At 58.7% G+C, this 16867-nt stretch carries 14 protein-coding genes and 1 pseudogene; 4 read left to right on the plus strand and 11 right to left on the minus strand.

Annotated features, from left to right (window positions below):
• Window positions 1–24 precede the first annotated feature (24 nt).
• The 3 genes from glgX to asd all read right to left on the minus strand — a co-directional run bounded on the left by glgX (window position 25) and on the right by asd (window position 5528).
• Window positions 25–2001, minus strand: a complete 1977-nt coding sequence (gene glgX, locus GQR96_RS23080) for a glycogen debranching protein GlgX (protein WP_065903831.1) — start codon at window positions 1999–2001, stop codon at window positions 25–27.
• Window positions 1998–4184, minus strand: coding sequence for a 1,4-alpha-glucan branching enzyme (glgB, locus tag GQR96_RS23085; protein ID WP_065903829.1), 2187 nt, complete (start codon window positions 4182–4184; stop codon window positions 1998–2000). Before glgB ends, glgX begins: the two co-directional genes overlap by 4 nt.
• Before the next feature lie 237 nt (window positions 4185–4421).
• Window positions 4422–5528 (minus strand): aspartate-semialdehyde dehydrogenase, encoded by a 1107-nt coding sequence (gene asd, locus GQR96_RS23090; RefSeq protein WP_017899971.1) that lies wholly within the window; start codon window positions 5526–5528, stop codon window positions 4422–4424.
• Window positions 5529–5631: 103 nt separating this feature from the next.
• On the opposite strand from asd, the pseudogene GQR96_RS23095 reads away from it, so the two are divergent.
• Window positions 5632–5994 (plus strand): annotated as a pseudogene (locus tag GQR96_RS23095) (hypothetical protein).
• On the opposite strand, the gene gntU reads toward GQR96_RS23095, so the two are convergent.
• The 5 genes from gntU to GQR96_RS23120 form a co-directional block, all read right to left on the minus strand.
• Window positions 5991–7331, minus strand: coding sequence for a gluconate transporter (gntU, locus tag GQR96_RS23100; RefSeq protein ID WP_004202127.1), 1341 nt, complete (start codon window positions 7329–7331; stop codon window positions 5991–5993). The pseudogene GQR96_RS23095 and the gene gntU overlap by 4 nt on opposite strands.
• On the minus strand, window positions 7331–7861 hold the full coding sequence (gntK, locus tag GQR96_RS23105; protein WP_004202126.1) for a gluconokinase: 531 nt from the start codon (window positions 7859–7861) through the stop codon (window positions 7331–7333). The genes gntU and gntK overlap by 1 nt, the downstream gene beginning before the upstream one ends.
• Window positions 7862–8043: 182 nt before the next feature.
• Window positions 8044–9039, minus strand: a complete 996-nt coding sequence (gntR, locus tag GQR96_RS23110) for a gluconate operon transcriptional repressor GntR (protein WP_002920777.1) — start codon at window positions 9037–9039, stop codon at window positions 8044–8046.
• A gap of 239 nt (window positions 9040–9278) precedes the next feature.
• On the minus strand, window positions 9279–9974 hold the full coding sequence (locus GQR96_RS23115; RefSeq protein WP_002920779.1) for a pirin family protein: 696 nt from the start codon (window positions 9972–9974) through the stop codon (window positions 9279–9281).
• Between the two features lie 121 nt (window positions 9975–10095).
• The gene (locus GQR96_RS23120) at window positions 10096–11133 is read right to left on the minus strand and encodes an oxidoreductase (RefSeq protein WP_049004487.1); all 1038 of its coding nucleotides are present in this window, start codon (window positions 11131–11133) and stop codon (window positions 10096–10098) included.
• 264 nt (window positions 11134–11397) lie between these two features.
• Between GQR96_RS23120 and GQR96_RS23125 the strand changes: the two genes are divergently transcribed.
• Both GQR96_RS23125 and yhhY read left to right on the plus strand, forming a co-directional pair.
• A complete protein-coding gene (locus GQR96_RS23125) occupies window positions 11398–12039 on the plus strand; it encodes a bactofilin family protein (protein WP_064183546.1) in 642 nt (213 codons plus the stop codon).
• Window positions 12040–12278: 239 nt separating this feature from the next.
• Window positions 12279–12755, plus strand: coding sequence for an N-acetyltransferase (gene yhhY, locus GQR96_RS23130; RefSeq protein WP_072140523.1), 477 nt, complete (start codon window positions 12279–12281; stop codon window positions 12753–12755).
• A gap of 89 nt (window positions 12756–12844) precedes the next feature.
• Here the strand turns inward: yhhY and ggt are convergent, their stop codons facing one another.
• Window positions 12845–14590: a gamma-glutamyltransferase gene (ggt, locus tag GQR96_RS23135; RefSeq protein WP_017899976.1), complete on the minus strand. Its 1746-nt coding sequence runs from the start codon at window positions 14588–14590 to the stop codon at window positions 12845–12847.
• Window positions 14591–14713: 123 nt separating this feature from the next.
• On the opposite strand from ggt, the gene GQR96_RS23140 reads away from it, so the two are divergent.
• On the plus strand, window positions 14714–15034 hold the full coding sequence (locus tag GQR96_RS23140) for a DUF2756 family protein (RefSeq protein WP_004202118.1): 321 nt from the start codon (window positions 14714–14716) through the stop codon (window positions 15032–15034).
• A 24-nt stretch (window positions 15035–15058) separates the two neighbouring features.
• On the opposite strand, the gene ugpQ is transcribed toward GQR96_RS23140, so the two are convergent.
• Complete coding sequence (gene ugpQ / locus GQR96_RS23145; protein ID WP_065903827.1) at window positions 15059–15799, minus strand: glycerophosphodiester phosphodiesterase; 741 nt, start codon at window positions 15797–15799, stop codon at window positions 15059–15061.
• Window positions 15796–16866 (minus strand): sn-glycerol-3-phosphate import ATP-binding protein UgpC, encoded by a 1071-nt coding sequence (locus GQR96_RS23150; protein ID WP_004150074.1) that lies wholly within the window; start codon window positions 16864–16866, stop codon window positions 15796–15798. The genes ugpQ and GQR96_RS23150 overlap by 4 nt, the downstream gene beginning before the upstream one ends.
• Window position 16867 lies beyond the last annotated feature (1 nt).

Raw genomic sequence — 16867 nt, forward strand, 5'->3', positions numbered from 1 at the left:
CGGGTTTACCGGAAGCTTCAGGGCTTACGACCTTTGAAATACGCACACTCCGTGCGCGGGCCCATGCCAGACAGCCATGATGACCGGATTATCCTCTCCGGCGAATGGAGGAACGGCGCGCCATTCCCCCTCGGGTAAAACCATATCGACCACCTCTGCGGTGGCGTTCAGCGTGAGCAGCCAGCGATCCGACAACTGGATTTGCATACACGCTGCCCCCTGCTGCCACTCCCCGGCAGTCAGCGGCTGGGCATTGCGATTAAGCCAACGGACGCTGCCATCCCCCTCCTGCCACCAGCGGTTGCGGGTGAGCGCCGGAATGCGCCGGCGCAGGTGGATCAGCGCCGCGGTAAAGGCGGTTAATCCCGGGTTCGCCTGGCGCCAGTCCAGCCACGTCAGGGCATTGTCCTGGCAGTAAGCATTATTGTTGCCGTGCTGGCTGTGGCCTTGCTCATCGCCCGCCAGCAGCATCGGCGTCCCCTGAGCCAGCAGCAGCGTCGTCAGCAGCGCATGCACGCTGGCGCGTCGCCGTTCAATCACCGCAAAATTAGCTTCTAATCCTTCTATACCATGATTGTTGCTGTAGTTATTGTTAGTCCCATCGCGATTCTCCTCCCCGTTTGCCTCATTGTGTTTCTGATTGAAACAAACGCAGTCGCGCAGCGTGAAGCCATCGTGAGCCGTCACCAGGTTGACCGTCGCCGATGGCGGCTTGCCATCACGGGCAAAGAGATCGCTGGAGGCCGCGAAGCGTTGCGCGAAATCCCCCAGGGAGACGTTTTGCTGCAGCCAGAAGCGGCGGGCGCTATCGCGAAAATGGTCGTTCCACTCGGCGAACAGCGGGGGAAAATTGCCCACCTGGTAGCCCCCCGGGCCGATATCCCAGGGTTCGGCGATCAGTTTCACCTGCGACAGCACGCTGTCGTGGCGGATAGCCTCGAACAGTGGCGCATCCTGGCGGAATTCCGGTGTCCGCCCCATCACTGAGGCGAGATCGAAGCGAAAACCGTCGACATGGCACTCATCCACCCAGAAGCGCAAACACTGGCGCGCCAGTTCCACTACCCCCGGGTGGCTGAGATTGAGCGTATTCCCGCACCCGGTCCAGTTGTGATAATCGCCATCTTCCCTTACCCAATAATAGCTACGGTTGTCGATTCCGCGCAGGGAGACGGTGGGACCTTCAAGATCGATTTCCGCGCTATGGTTGAGCACGATATCCAGTATCACTTCGATACCGGCGGCGTGCAGCGCCTTAACCGCATCGCGAAACTCATCCAGGGCGCGCGTCGGGTCGCTGGCATAGCGCGGATCCAGCGCGAACCATGCCAGCGGGTTGTAGCCCCAGTAGTTGCTCAACCCCATCCGCTGCAGTCGCGGCTCGCTGGCGAACTGCGCCACCGGCAACAGCTCAAGGGCGCTAATGCCCAGCGATTTGAAGTAAGCGATCATTACCGGGTGGCCCAGCGCCTTATAAGTTCCACGAATGGCTTCCGGCAGCTGCGGATTAAGCAGGGTGAGCCCTTTCACGTGCGCTTCATAAATCACCGTTTCCCCCCACGGGGTACGCGGCGGTTGATCGCCCAGCCAGTCGTAATGCAGATCCACGACCTGCGATTTTGGCGCTATCGCGGCGCTGTCGCGATGATCCGGCTGCCACATTCCGCCGTGCAGGCGTTCGTCGTCCGGCAGCTCGCCTTCCACCCGGTGCGCGCAGGGATCGATCAGCAGCTTGGCCGGGTTAAAGCGGTGTCCCTGCGCCGGATCCCAGGGACCATGCACCCGGTAGCCGTAGCGCAGGCCCGGCCCGACGCCAGCCAGCCAGCCGTGCCAGATGTCGCCGCTGCGCGCCGGGAGATCGAAGCGTTGCTCGTTGCCCTGCTCGTCGAACACGCACAGCTCCACCCGCTCCGCGTGGGCGGAGAAGAGGGCGAAGTTCACCCCTTTGCCGTCATAGCTGGCGCCTAACGGCGCAGGTTTGCCTGCCGCGAGGGTGGTCATTGCGCCTCCCGGACCAGCCAGATCGTCGCCAGCGGCGGCAGGGTCAGGGACAGCGAATGTTCGCGACCGTGGCTGGGGATAGCATCGCTTTCCACCACGCCGCCGTTGCCCTGGTTGCTGCCGTGATAGTGCATTGAGTCGGTATTCAACGCCTCGCGCCAGCGGCCCGGCTGGTTGATGCCGAAGCGGTAGTCGTGGCGCGGTACCGGCGTGAAGTTGCTGGCGACGATAATCTCGTTCCCAGCCCGGTCGCGGCGCACAAAGACAAACACCGAGCGCTCATGGTCGTCGACCACCAGCCATTCGAAGCCGTACGGGTCGAAATCCAGCTCGTGCAGCGCCTTATGGTGGCGATAGGTATGGTTCAGGTCGCGCACCAGCCGCTGAACGCCGTGGTGCCAGTTGTCGCCGCCCTCCAGCAGATGCCAGTCGAGGCTGCCGTCGTGGTTCCACTCGCGGCCCTGAGCGAACTCATTGCCCATAAACAGCAGCTTTTTCCCCGGGAAGGCGAACAGCCAGCCGTAGTAGGCGCGCAGGTTAGCGAACTTCTGCCAGGCATCCCCCGGCATGCGGTCGAGAATCGATTTTTTGCCGTGCACCACTTCATCGTGGGAGAGCGGCAGCACAAAGTTCTCGGTGTAGTTGTAGAGCATGCCGAAGGTCATTTTGTCGTGATGGTAGCGGCGATGCACCGGATCGAGCTTCATGTAATCCAGGGTGTCATGCATCCAGCCGAGGTTCCATTTGAACCAGAAACCGAGGCCGCCGCCGGCTGGCGGACGGGTTACCCCGGCGAAATCGGTGGACTCTTCCGCCATGGTGACCGCGCCCGGCGTCTGTTCGCCAAGGATGCGGTTGGTGTTGCGCAGAAACTCAATGGCTTCCAGATTTTCCCGGCCGCCGTATTCGTTAGGGATCCACTCCCCCGCCTTGCGGCTGTAGTCGCGATAGATCATCGAGGCCACCGCGTCGACGCGCAGCGCATCGATGCCGAAGCGTTCGATCCAGTACAGCGCGTTACCCACCAGGTAGTTGCTGACTTCCCGACGTCCGTAGTTGTAGATCAGGGTATTCCAGTCCTGGTGATATCCCTCGCGCGGATCGCTGTGCTCATACAGCGAAGTGCCGTCAAACGAGGCAAGGGCAAAATCATCCGCCGGAAAGTGGCCGGGCACCCAGTCAAGAATGACGTTCAGCCCGGCGGCGTGCGCGGCGTTGATAAAGTAACGGAAATCGTCACGAGTGCCGAAACGGCGGGTCGGTGCATAGAGGCCGGTAGGTTGATAGCCCCAGCTGCCGTCGAACGGGTGTTCGTTAACCGGCAGCAGCTCGAGATGGGTGAAGCCCATCCATTTCGCGTAAGGGACCAGCTGGTCGGCCAGCTCGCGGTAGCTCAGCCAGAAATTATTGTCGGTATGGCGGCGCCAGGAGCCGAGATGCACTTCATAGATAGAGATCGGGGCATCAAACTGGTTCGCCGCTCTGCGTTCCGCCGGCTGTTCCACTTTGGGCGGCAGGTCGCAGATAAGCGAGGCGCTTTCCGGACGCATTTGCGACTCAAAGGCATAAGGATCGGCTTTGACCCGCAGGTGGCCGTGGGCGTCAATCAGTTCGAATTTATACAGCTGGCCATTGTGCGCGCCGGGAACGAACAGCTCCCAGATCCCGGACTCTTTGCGGAATCGCATCGGGTGGCGTCGGCCGTCCCAGTAGTTAAACTGCCCCACCACCGAGACGCGGCGGGCGTTCGGCGCCCACACCGAGAAACGGGTGCCGGTAACGCCGTCCATGGTGGCGGCATGCGCGCCCAGCGTTTCGTAAGGGCGCAGGTGGGTCCCTTCCGACAGCAGCCAGACGTCAAGATCCTGCAGCAGCGGACCAAAGCGATAAGGGTCATCAATCAGATTCTGCTGTCCGTGCCAGGTGACGGCCAGCTGATAGCGAAAGGCGTTTTTACGCCGCGGCAGAACGCCGCTGAAAAAACCACGCGAGTCGAGGCATTCGAGCTTGCCGACTTTGCGTCCGGTTTTTGGTTCAATAACCCACACATCGGTGGCATCGGGTAATAATGCGCGCACTTCCAGCCCGGCGTCGGTACGGTGCATGCCGAGCACGGAAAAAGGGTCCGCGAAATGACCGGCGATTAGCGCATTAATCACGTCTCTATCGATATGATTAGACATGCTTTCATCCTGTTGTAAGTGTCGCTCATTCCTGTAACTGGCGACTTTTTTGACCTGAACGGCGCAGCGCTTTTTGCATCCTTCTGCTCCGTCCCACCTTCAGGTAAGGAATTCCTTACTTAAAGCATAGCCAAGGCTGAGTTACCTCTGTGGGGAAAAATCTAACATCCGCGTTTACTCCTTGTATTACGCAAAAAAAAAGGGGGCTCGAAGACCCCCTTTCTGTTCATCCTGTGCTTACGCCAACTGGCGAAGCATCCGGCGCAGCGGCTCGGCGGCGCCCCACAGCAGCTGGTCGCCAACGGTAAAGGCCGACAGGTATTCCGGTCCCATATTCAGTTTACGCAGGCGTCCGACCGGGGTGGTCAGGGTGCCAGTCACCGCGGCTGGGGTCAGCTCGCGCATGGTAATGTCGCGATCGTTCGGTACCACTTTGGCCCACGGGTTGTGCGCGGCCAGTAGCTCCTCAACGGTCGGGATAGAGACATCTTTTTTCAGCTTGATGGTGAACGCCTGGCTGTGGCAGCGCAGCGCGCCAACGCGGACGCACAGGCCGTCTACAGGGATAACGGACGAGGTGGCGAGGATCTTGTTGGTCTCCGCCTGGCCTTTCCACTCTTCGCGGCTCTGGCCGTTATCCAGTTGTTTGTCGATCCACGGGATCAGGCTGCCCGCCAGCGGAACGCCGAAGTTATCCACCGGCAGCTCGCCGCTGCGGGTCAGCGACGTCACTTTGCGCTCGATTTCCAGAATGGCGGAAGCCGGGTCCGCCAGCTCTGTCGCGACGTGGTTGTGCAGCTGGCCCATCTGGCTCAGCAGTTCGCGCATATGACGCGCGCCGCCGCCGGAAGCCGCCTGGTATGTCGCCACGCTGACCCACTCCACCAGATCCTGGGCAAACAGGCCGCCGAGGGACATCAGCATCAGGCTGACGGTACAGTTGCCGCCGACAAAGGTTTTTACGCCGTTGTTCAGGCCGGCGGTGATCACGTCCTGGTTAACCGGGTCGAGGATAATGATCGCATCGTCCTTCATGCGCAGCGAAGAGGCGGCGTCAATCCAGTAACCCTGCCAGCCGCTTTCGCGCAGCTTCGGGTAAATCTCGTTGGTGTAATCGCCGCCCTGGCACGTGACAATAATGTCCAGTGCCTTCAGCGCGTCCAGATCGAACGCATCCTGAAGCGTGCCACCGGTGCTACCGCCGAATGACGGCGCTGGCTGTCCCAGCTGGGAGGTAGAGAAGAACACCGGGCGAATGGCGTCGAAATCGCGCTCTTCAACCATGCGTTGCATGAGAACAGAGCCGACCATTCCGCGCCAGCCGATAAAACCAACATTTTTCATAACGTATTCCTGCGAGGTGTGTGCTGTTTGTGCCTGACCAGTTTCCAACTGGATTATCCCTCACCTTACAAAATGCAGCTAAAGTCGCAAGTGAAATTAATCAATGATTGCTGAACAATCAGAAAAGCAACTTATCCTGCGCATTGTCCACCGTCGCTGGTAGTCGTCAAAAGCGCAATGATTATCGGGGAAATCACCCAGGGAATGGAACATTTTCCGTTGCGATTCTATTGATCCTGATTATGGATTAAGCACGAAATCGGCTGATTTTCCCCTTGCCAAAAAGAAGCAACAAACCCAGGTGCAGCAAGGCTTGCCGAAGGATACGAGTATCGTCGTAGCGCTAATAAGGGCGAGGAGCCGGAAGAGAAAAGAGGGAAAAAGCGCGGCTTATTGCCGGGAAGCCAGGGTAAACGGCGTTACCCTGGCTTTTGGCCTCCCGCGAGCGGGTGACGAACAGACTTAGCTCAGAAGCTGGAAGGCAATCATGCCGACAATCGCCCCGGTGGTGCCGAGGATGGTTTCCATCATCGTCCAGGTTTTCAGCGTCTGGGCTTCGGTGGCGCCGGTAAATTTACCGAACAACCAGAAGCCGGCGTCGTTCACGTGGCTCACCACAATCGAGCCTCCGGCGATACAGATAGATAATGCCGCCATCTGCGCGCCGCTGTAGTTCAGCTGCTCAATCACCGGCATCACCAGGCCGACAGCCGTCAGGCACGCCACGGTGGCAGATCCCTGGATGATACGCACCGCCGCCGCCAGCACGAAGCAGGTAATGGCGATCGGCAGCCCCATGCCGGTCAGCGCTTCACCAAGCGCCGGGCCGACGCCGGAGTCAACCAGCACCTGCTTGAAGACGCCGCCAGCCCCGATCACCAGCAGGATAATTCCCGCCGGCTGCAGCGCATGGCCGCAGATCTCCATTACCCGGTCTTTCGCCATCCCCTGACGTACCGCCAGGCCGTAGATCGCCACCAGGCAGGCCACCAGGATCGCGGTGAACGGGTGACCGATAAATTCGAACCATTCGTAAGCGGTAGACCCCACCGGCACAAAGCGCGCGGCGATGGTTTTCAGGCCTACCAGCACCAGCGGTAGCAGGATCAGCGACAGGCTGAAGCCGAAGGAGGGCATTTTGCCTTCGCCGAGATGCGGCTCGGTCACGTCGTCAGGAATATGCAGCTCAACGTAGCGGCTGATGAAGTTGCCCCACAGCGGCCCGGCGATAATCATCCCCGGAATTGCCGCGCACAGGCCAATCAGGATCATCCAGCCAAAGTCGGCGTGCATTTGCGACGCCAGCAGCATCGGCGCCGGTCCCGGCAGCAGGAACGCTGCGGCGGCGGCCACCCCGGCAAACAGCGGGATCACCAGCTTCACGAGGTTAGTGCCGGTATGGCGCGCCATCGAGAAGGCGACGCTGATCAGTAGTACGATCGCCACTTCGAAAAACAGCGGCAGCGCGCAGATGAGGCCGGCGAGACCAATCGCATAGTGCGCGCGATTGTGGCCGAAGGATTTGAGCATCTTGACGGCAATCTGATCGACCGCCCCCGTTTCATGCAGGATCTTACCGAACATCGCGCCCAGCGCGACGACGATCGCCAGGAAGCCCAGCGTACCGCCCATCCCCTTCTCCATCGTCGCCGCGATTTTATCCAGCGGCATGCCGGAGAAGAGACCTGCACCAATAGAAACCACCATCAAAGCCACGAAGGCGTGCATCCGCGCCTTCATGACTAAAAACAGCAGCAGCAATACCGAGCCGACAGCTGTTAAAACAAGCGTTAAAGTACTCACTAGTGACTGCCTTTGTTGATCACCTCAATGGTGCTGGCCACCACGCCTTCCAGCGGCTGGTCGATATCGACGATAAGCACATCGCTCTCGTCGGCGCCTGGTTCCTGCAGCGTTTCAAACTGCGTCACCAACATTTGGGTTTTGAAGAAGTGCCCTTTACGCGCCTTCAGACGGTTTTCGATCACCTCGAAGTCGCCTTTCAGGTAGATGAAGGAGAGGTTCGGGTTGCCCTTGCGCAGAATGTCGCGATAGCTCTTCTTCAGCGCCGAGCAGACGATCAGCGACACCTTATTGGTACGCTGCATGGCAAACGCGGCGTCATTTAACGCCTGCAGCCACGGGGTACGGTCGTCATCGTTGAGCGGCTCACCGGAAGCCATCTTGGTGATATTGCTGCGCGGATGCAGAAAGTCGCCGTCGAGAAACGCGGCATGCAGCTGATGCGCCACTTCGCTGGCGACAGCGGATTTTCCGCTGCCGGAAACGCCCATCAGAACGTAGACGTGGTGATCATGATTAGTCGTGCTCAAAGCATCCTCCCACCGGACAGGTACGCCGCGCCGTGGCTGAGACTCATTGAGCGCGAAGGCGGCGTATCGGTTAATTGTTACGGGTAACTGTTATCGGTAACATTGTCATGCCGGACCTGTGGAGAAGCAATATCCATTCGTGCCAGATGTGAATATGTGTGATCTACTTCAAACTTGTCAGTTTAAATTGATCCGCCCGGTGACAATGTGAAACCTAAATCTAACATCTTAGGGGTAATCGCTTCGCCACGAATGCGCGCCAGCAGACGTTCGGCGCCGATGCGCCCCATCCGCTCACGCGGAGTCAGGACGCTGGCCAGCCGCGGCTCCATCACCTGGCCGATATCGTGGCCGTGGAAACCGGCAATTGCCATATCATCGGGGATCTTCAGCCCCAGGCGCTGGCACTCAAAGGCCGCGCCGACCGCGAGGTCATCGTTGGTGCAAAAGATGCCGTCAAGCTGCGGGTATTCGCGACGCGCCTGGCGCATCAGCTCAATCCCGGATGAATAGGACGAGGACTGCTCCACCATCACGCTGTAGGGCGTCATGCCGGCGTCGAGCATCGCCTGCTCGTACCCCTTCTGTTTGATGATAGTACGTTCATCAAGACGCGCCCCCAGATAGGCGACGTGGCGGTGGCCGCGGGCGATGATCGCCGCGGTCATCTGCCGGGCAGCTTCAAAGTTATCAAACCCGACCGCAATATCGAGGCATGGCGACCGGCTGTCCATCAGCTCCACCACCGGAATGCCGGCGACTTCAATCATCTTCAGGGTGCGGGGCGTATGGGTGCGTTCGGTGAGGATCAGGCCGTCAATGTTCCAGGAGAGCATTGATTCGAGGCGTTTCTCTTCCATTTCCGGCTTGTAGCCGTAGTGCGCCAGCATGGTTTGATAGCCGAAGGCGTCGGTGACGCTTTCAATACCGCGCAGCACTTCCGAGAACACCTGGTTGGTTAACGATGGCAGCAGCACGCCAATCGCGCGGCTGGTGGCGTTGGAGAGAATGTCAGGGGCGCGATTGGGAATATAACCCAGTTCATCGAGAGCAACGGCAATCTTGCCACGCAGCGCTTCGGAGACCTGCTCCGGGTTGCGTAAATAGCGACTGACCGTCATTTTGGTCACGCCGACAAGATCGGCTACATCCTGAAGTACGGGTCTTTTCTTTTTCATCGTCCTGACTGTGATCAACGGGGAAACATTTTCTCAGTTTATCACGGACAAAGCGCAACCTTCCCTCATGTTAGGGAAGGTTGCGCAATTTATTTATACCCATCATAGTTCAAGTTGCATGCGCGTTGGCTTTCCTCGCTCACCCCAGTCACTTACTTATGTAAGCTCCTGGGGATTCGCTGCGTCGCCGCCTTCCTGCAACTCGCATTATTTTGGGTATAGACTACCTCAGATAACTATCAAACCGGCGGCAGATCGAACAGCAGGATTTCGCTATCGCTGTCGGCATGAACCGAAATCGCCTGCTCATCCCAGATGGCCAGACCATCGCTGGTGGTAGCTTTGGTACCGTTGATGGTCACTTCGCCTTTGACGACCTGGATCCAGACGCGGCGTTCCGCAGCAATCTGGTGAACCGACTGCTCATCTTTCAGCAGCGCCCAGCGATACAGTTCCATATCCTGGTACACCTTCAGCGAGCCATCTCGCGCATCCGGCGACAGCACCAGCTGTTTGCCCTGGGCGGCGTCGAAGCGGCGCTGCTCGTAGCGCGGGGTAATGCCGGTTTCTTCCGGAATAATCCAGATCTGGTACAGACGCAGACGATCGGTTTTGCTCGGATTGTACTCAGAGTGACGCACCCCGGTACCCGCGCTCATGATCTGAAACTCGCCCGCCGGCACCTGCTCTTTGTTGCCCATGCTGTCCTGGTGCTCCACCGCCCCTTCCAGCACATAGGTCAGGATCTCCATGTCTTTGTGCGGGTGGGTACCGAAGCCCTGACCGGCGTCGATGACATCATCGTTAATCACCCGCAGGGCGGAGAAGCCCATAAAGTTCGGGTCGTAATAGTTTGCGAAAGAGAAAGTATGCCAGGAATCCAGCCAGCCATGGTTAGCATGGCCACGTTCGTTCGCTTTGCGTAAGTAGATCATGTTGCACCCCCATATGTTTTCGATGGAGTCAGTGTGGACCCATTTCGCCAACGATCATAGAGGGTGAAAATTGACTCCTCTGTTCAAAAAATATGAACAAGCGCAGAGGAGCCGATTGGGCTTATTTCACCAGGGTAATAGTGGCCGGTGATGGCTGCTCAAAGCCGCGCTGCAGGATCTCCATATTGGTAAGAACGTCAGATTCCTTGACGTAATTTGGCTGGCCGTTGACGAGGGTATCGTACAGCGCGTCGTATACCCGGCCATAGTCGCCGCTCTCCAGCGGGACCGCTTCGCGCACTGTCTCCCCCGCGTCGTTGACATACACCAGCTCGCCGACGCTGTCATCCGCGCCAAAGCCCGGCTCGCCCGGCATGATATTGGCTTTCAGGCTGGTTTCCTGCTGGTCGATACCATATTTCACAAACGAGCCTTTATGGCCGTGGACGATGAATTTCGGGTAGTCGATCTGCACCAGATGGCTGGTCTTAACGATAGCCTTCAGATCGCCGTAGAACAGCTGGGCCTCAAAGGTATCGTCCGGGTTAGCTTTGTTGCGCAGCGAGCGCAGATCGTAAGCAACATGGTCCGGGCGGCCGAACAGCGAAATAATCTGGTCCAGGGTATGTACGCCAAGGCCATAGAACTCGCCGTTTTGCGGACCGCCAGGGTTGGTCTCCGCCAGCGGGCGGTAGTTGTCAAAATGGCTTTCGATCTCCACCAGTTCGCCAAGCTTGCCGCTCTCAATCACCTTCTTGGTGGTCAGGAAGCAGGAGTCGAAGCGGCGGTTCTGGTAGGGCGTCACCGTCAGGCCTTTGCTGTTCGCCAGCGCAAACAGGGTTTTGGCTTCCTCCAGCGTCGGGGTGAACGGCTTTTCCACCAGCACATTTTTCCCCGCCTCCAGCGCCTTTTTCGCATATTCAAAATGGCTGTCGGCATGGGTGCAGACCACCACCAGCCTGACCTGCGGGTCGTTTAATACTTCATCGAGATCGCTGGTGAAATGGATGTGGGAATACTGCGGCGCCTGCTCTTCGGGCTTCGCCCGACGGCGGTAGATGTGCGCCACCTGCCAGCGGTCCTGGCGGTGTAATACGTAAGGAAGATGGTAGCGGGTGGTGCTTTTGCCGAAGCCAATAAATGCGCAGTGCAGAGTCATAACGCTGTCCTTAGTGAATGAACTACCTTCAACCATAGCGCAAGCCGGGACATGACTTCATCCTCTCAGTCCGTTTTCCGTGAAGATTCGTAAAAAAAATAGGTAGTGCACTACTTATACGTAATTATTAATAACTACTTGATTAATAAGTGATTAAATCACCACTTTCCGGCTAAACCTCTTGATCTCAATGGCGAAACTGCGGATAAGTGGAGGGCAAACCAGGACGTTGCTGATGACTAACGGAGTAGCCAGCCGCTGCTAATGGACAAACAGTATCTCGCCTTAAACGGCGCCCTTTTTTTCTGGCTTCTCGCGCTGATCGCCTGGTCTGTCAATGCGATCGTGCCGGCGCGCCTGGCGGCCGCCTGCGCGCTGGTCGCCTTCCTCCTCCATAGCCAACGGAACAAGATTAACGCGATGTTTATCAAGAAAAATAAAACGGAACCCCAGACTTCAGAAGTGGTCACGCCTCCGGCAAATAACCCAGAATCCCCAACGGTCGCCAGTAAAAAACAAGAGACCACGGTCATCGCCAGCGGGGTGCATTTCGTCGGCAATATTGTCGCCAGCGGCCATGTCTACATTCACGGCCAGCTTACCGGCAACATTGAGGCTAAAGAACATCTGATTAAGGTGATGCGTGAAGGCCAGGTGGAGGGCAACATCAGCTGCCGGGAGCTGATTATTGACGGCAAGGTGCAGGGCCAGTGTCGCGGCGACAGTATCACCATTGAGGAGCATGGCAATTTGGATGGCACCCTCACCTATCGCTCGCTGGCGATTAAAAAGGGGGGCCTGTTCACCGGCAGCGCCGAGGTGCTGGCCGCGGCGGAAAGCAAAAGTCATCTCATCGGCCTGGTTGCGGAAGACGGCGTGACGTCCGCCAGGCCGCAAAGCGCCTGAGATTGCAGCAAAAAAAAAGCCAGCACCCGGCTGGCTAAAGTAATACTGGAAGCAATGTGAGCAATGTCGTGCTTTCAGGCTTTCCGCAGGGGTCTTCCTGAATGCAGGACAATAATAATCATTCTCATTCGCACTTGTCTATCTTTTTTTGCAAAAAACAACATTGACTCCCCGGCTGCCGTCAGAGATGGTGAAGGGGAATCAACCACCAAAAAGAGGATAGGGGAATGAGTGACATAGTGATACGCCATGCCGAACCGCGCGATGCTGAACCTTTACGTATGCTGATGGCGCACCCGGAGGTCTATCATGACACGCTACAGATCCCTTACCCCGCCATGGAAGCCTGGCAGGAGAAGCTACAGCCCAAACCCCATACCTTCCACCTGGTAGCGACGCTGGACGATCGGGTTACCGGGCATCTGTCGCTCCATGTCGAGCCGCGCCCTCGTCGCAGCCACGTTGCGACCTTTGGTATGGCGGTTTCAGCAGGCCATCAGGGCCGCGGTATCGGCAGCGCCCTGATGCGCGAGATGATCGACCTGTGCGATAACTGGCTGCGCGTTGACCGCATCGAGCTGACGGTATTCGCCGATAACGAGCCTGCGATTGCGGTGTACAAAAAACACGGATTTGAGATCGAAGGCACCGGCAAGCGTTACGCGCTGCGCAACGGTGAGTATGTGGATGCGTATTATATGGCGAGAATGAAGTAGCTTATTGCCGGGTGGCGGCTTCGCCTTACCCGGCCTACTTTCGTGCCGTGGTTGGCCCGGTAAGCGCAACAGCGCCACCGGGCAACATATCAATACCCCGCCGTTAAATCATCCGGCGAACGCGGATCGGAGGCACCATACAGCATCCCGTCCGGCCCCACCATAATGCTCTGGGTACTGCCCATCGCCTCTTTCAGCGCCACTTTCTGCCCCTTCGCCTCCAGCAGCTTCAGGGTATCCGGGCTAAAGCCTTTCTCTACCCGCAGCTCATCCGGCAGCCATTGATGGTGAAAACGCGGGGCGTTGGTGGCTTCTGCGACGTTCATCCCGAAATCGATGGTATTGACCACCATCTGCAGTACGGTGGTGATGATCCGGCTGCCCCCGGGACTGCCCGTCACCAGCCAGGTTTTGCCGTCTTTCACCACAATGGTCGGCGACATCGACGACAGCGGGCGTTTTTTCGGCTCCACCGCATTGGCGTCGCCGCCCACCAGGCCATAGACGTTAGGCACGCCGGGCTTCGCCGAGAAATCATCCATCTGGTTATTCAGCAGAATGCCGGAGTCGCCGGCCACAATGCCGGTACCGAAGGTGGTATTCAGCGTATAGGTCACCGCCACCGCATTGCCCTCTTTATCCACCACCGAGAAATGGGTGGTCTGGTTGCTTTCATAGGGCGCCAGTTTGCCCGGGCGGATCTGGCTGGAAGGCTTCGCCTTATTGACGTCGATCTCAGCGGCGATCGCTTTGGCGTAGGCTTTGCTGGTCAGCGCCTGCCACGGCACTTTGACGAAGTCAGGATCGCCGAGATATTCAGAGCGGTCGGCATAGGCGTGTTTCTCCGCCTCCGCCATCACCTGCATGGCGTCGGCGCTGCCGAAGCCATATTTCTGCAGATCGAAGTTTTCGAGGATATTGAGGATCTGCACGATGTGGATCCCGCCGGAAGACGGCGGCGGCATGGAATAAACCTCATACCCGCGATATTCGCCGCTAATCGGCGTGCGCTCCACCGCCTTATAGTTAGCGAGGTCGGCTTTGGTGATAAGCCCGCCGTGCTTTTTCATCTCCTCAGCGATCTGGTCGGCGATGGCGCCTTTATAGAAGGCATCCGGACCGTGCTCGGCAATCAGCTCGAGGCTTTTCCCCAGGTTCTTCTGTACCAGCCGGTCGCCCTTCTTTAGCGGCTCGCCGTTCTTCCAGAAGATCGCTTTGCTGTTTTCGTGCTGCGGGATCACTTCGCTGCCGTAGGTCTTCAGATCGTCCGCCAACGCATCGTTAACGATAAAGCCCTCTTCCGCCAGCTTAATCGCCGGGCGGATCACTTTGTTCAGCGGCATGGTGCCGTATTTTTCCAGGGCAAGAGAGAAACCGGCGACGCTGCCTGGCGTGCCGGAGGCGAGATGCGAGGTGAGCGATTTTTTACTGTCCGGGTTACCCTGATCGTCAAGGAACATGTCGCGCGTAGCCTGCTCCGGCGCCATTTCGCGGAAATCGATGGCCGTGGTCTTGCCGTCTTTCGTACGCAGCAGCATAAAACCGCCGCCGCCGATATTCCCGGCCTGCGGATGGGTGACCGCCAGCGCGTAGCCGACCGCCACCGCCGCATCGACGGCGTTGCCGCCCTGGCGCAGAATGTCCACACCGACGCGGGTGGCCAGGGCATCCACCGAGGCCACCATCCCCTGTCGGGCGCGAACCGGGTGGAACACATCCTCCTCTACGCCATAAGAGACCGGCGGCGGCGGTGGCGGACTGGCGGCAACGGTAAAACTCCCGCCCGCCAGCAACGCAGCGATGACCACCTGACGCCAGATTGTTGTTTTTATCATTGTCTTACTCCTGATAGGTAGGTTTCATTCCCCGCTTAAGCCTGGTTGATAACTCCTAAAAAATCATTGTTATGGCGGATTCGAGGTACACTTAAGTGATCCCACGCACGGGAGGAGAAAACCATGAAAGCGATGTTATTTCTGGCGGCGCTGATGCCGCTCGGCGTTTTAGCCCAGCCAATCAATATTGATAACAACCCCAATCAGCCGGGTTACGTGGTCCCCAGCCAGCAGCGCATGCAAAATGAGATGAAGGTGCAGCAACAGCAGCAGCAGAGCATGCTGAAGCAGAATCTGAACAATCAGACTCGCTCCCAGCAGCAGCATCTGCAAAACCAGCTGCAGACCAATCAGCAGCGTGCCGCACAGGGCGGGAATATCAATCCGCCGCAGCAGGTGCTGCCGAACAATAATGGAGGGATGCTGCGGCAGACCAACCCGTAAAGGCCAGCCGCCGCGCAGTGGATATTAAGGCTTGAAATCCGGCCCGATGACGTCAATGGCATCGGTGCAGATGCAGTCTACGCCCCAGCGCAGCAGCTCGGCGGCGCGCTGGGGTTTGTTAACGGTATACACCAGGATATGCAGGCCGGCCTGTTTCAGGCTTGCCACACGCCCGGCGTCCAGCAGCTTGTGGTTGAGGTGAATGGACACGCAGCCCAGCCGGGTGGTCAACTCCCGCCAGTCATCGCGCCACTCATCCAGCAGCAGCCCGCGCGGCAGCTCGGGAGCGGCTTCCTGCGCCGCCTCCAGGGCATCGATTTCAAACGACGATAGCAGCGGCGCGGTCATTCCCGCCCACAGCTCCCGTGCCGCCAGGGCCACCACGTTGCCGGTCTGCGGCCCAAGGCCAGTGGTCGGTTTAATTTCGATATTCGCCATCATGCCGTGACGGCGGCAGCGCTCCGCCACCTGGGAGAGCAGCGGCAGCGGCTCGCCCTTAAATTCACGGCTGAACCAGCTGCCGGCATCGACCTTAAGCAGATCGTCCCATGGCAGCTCCCCCGCCACGCCCCAGCCGTTGCTGGTGCGTTCGAGATTATCGTCATGCAGCAGAAAGATCTGCCCGTCCTTTGACAGCTTGGCGTCAAATTCAATCATCGTGTGCCCGTAGCGGGCGCCAACATCGATAGCCGCCAGGGTGTTCTCCGGCGCCAGTTTACCGCCGCCGCGATGGGCGACGATACGGGGATAAGGCCAGTTACTCATGCGCGTTGTCCTGTTTCACCATCAAAGAGGTGCAGATGTTCCAAAGGCAGATGCAGCCATAGCGTGCTGCCTGCCGCCGGACGCTGCTGGTGCGGCAGTCTGACCACCAGCTTCTGTTCGCCCCAGCGCCCGTGGGCGAGGTTATCGGCACCTAAAATTTCCAGGGTGTCCATCAGCAGCGGAATGCCACCTTGCGCCTGCGAGCTTAAGATAAAATGCTCCGGGCGGATACCGAGCGTCATTTTACGCCCGGCGTGGCGCCGATGCTCATGATTCGTCGGCAGCTGCATGCCGCCCGCCAGCTCAAAGCGACCGCCGTCATCGCTGATGCGCCCTTCCAGCAGGTTCATGGCCGGGCTGCCGATAAAGCTCGCCACAAAGCGGCTGGCCGGTTTCTCATATACTTCGACCGGGGTGCCGATCTGCTCGGCAACGCCTTTGTTCATCACCATCACCCGCTGGGCGAGGGTCATCGCCTCCACCTGGTCATGGGTAACGTACAGCGAGGTGGTTTTCAGGCGGCGATGCAGCTGCTGCAGCTCAAGACGCATCTGCACGCGCAGCTTGGCGTCGAGGTTTGACAACGGTTCGTCGAAGAGGAATACCGCCGGGTCGCGCACGATGGCGCGGCCCATCGCCACGCGCTGGCGCTGGCCGCCGGAGAGCTCGCGCGGGCGGCGCTTGAGCAGGCCGTCCAGCTCAAGAATACGCGCCGCCTCCTGCACCCGCTCGGCGATCAATCCCTTACCCATGCCGCGGATCTTCAGCCCCCACGCCATGTTCTCTTCCACGCTCATATGCGGATAAAGGGCATAGTTCTGGAACACCATGGCGATGCCGCGATCCTTCGGCTCCATCTCGGTCACCCGCTTGCGGTCGATCCAGATATCGCCGCTGGTCACCCGCTCCAGTCCGGCGACCATCCGCAGCAGCGTAGATTTCCCGCAGCCCGACGGGCCGACCATAACGATAAATTCCCCGTCCGCCACGTCCAGCGTCAGCGGTTGAATCACCTGGGTTTTGCCATCCCAGCTTTTGCTTACTGCCTGTAGTTTTAAACCAGCCATT

Source organism: Klebsiella sp. PCX (genome assembly GCF_021869705.1).
Taxonomy (GTDB): domain Bacteria; phylum Pseudomonadota; class Gammaproteobacteria; order Enterobacterales; family Enterobacteriaceae; genus Klebsiella; species Klebsiella quasipneumoniae.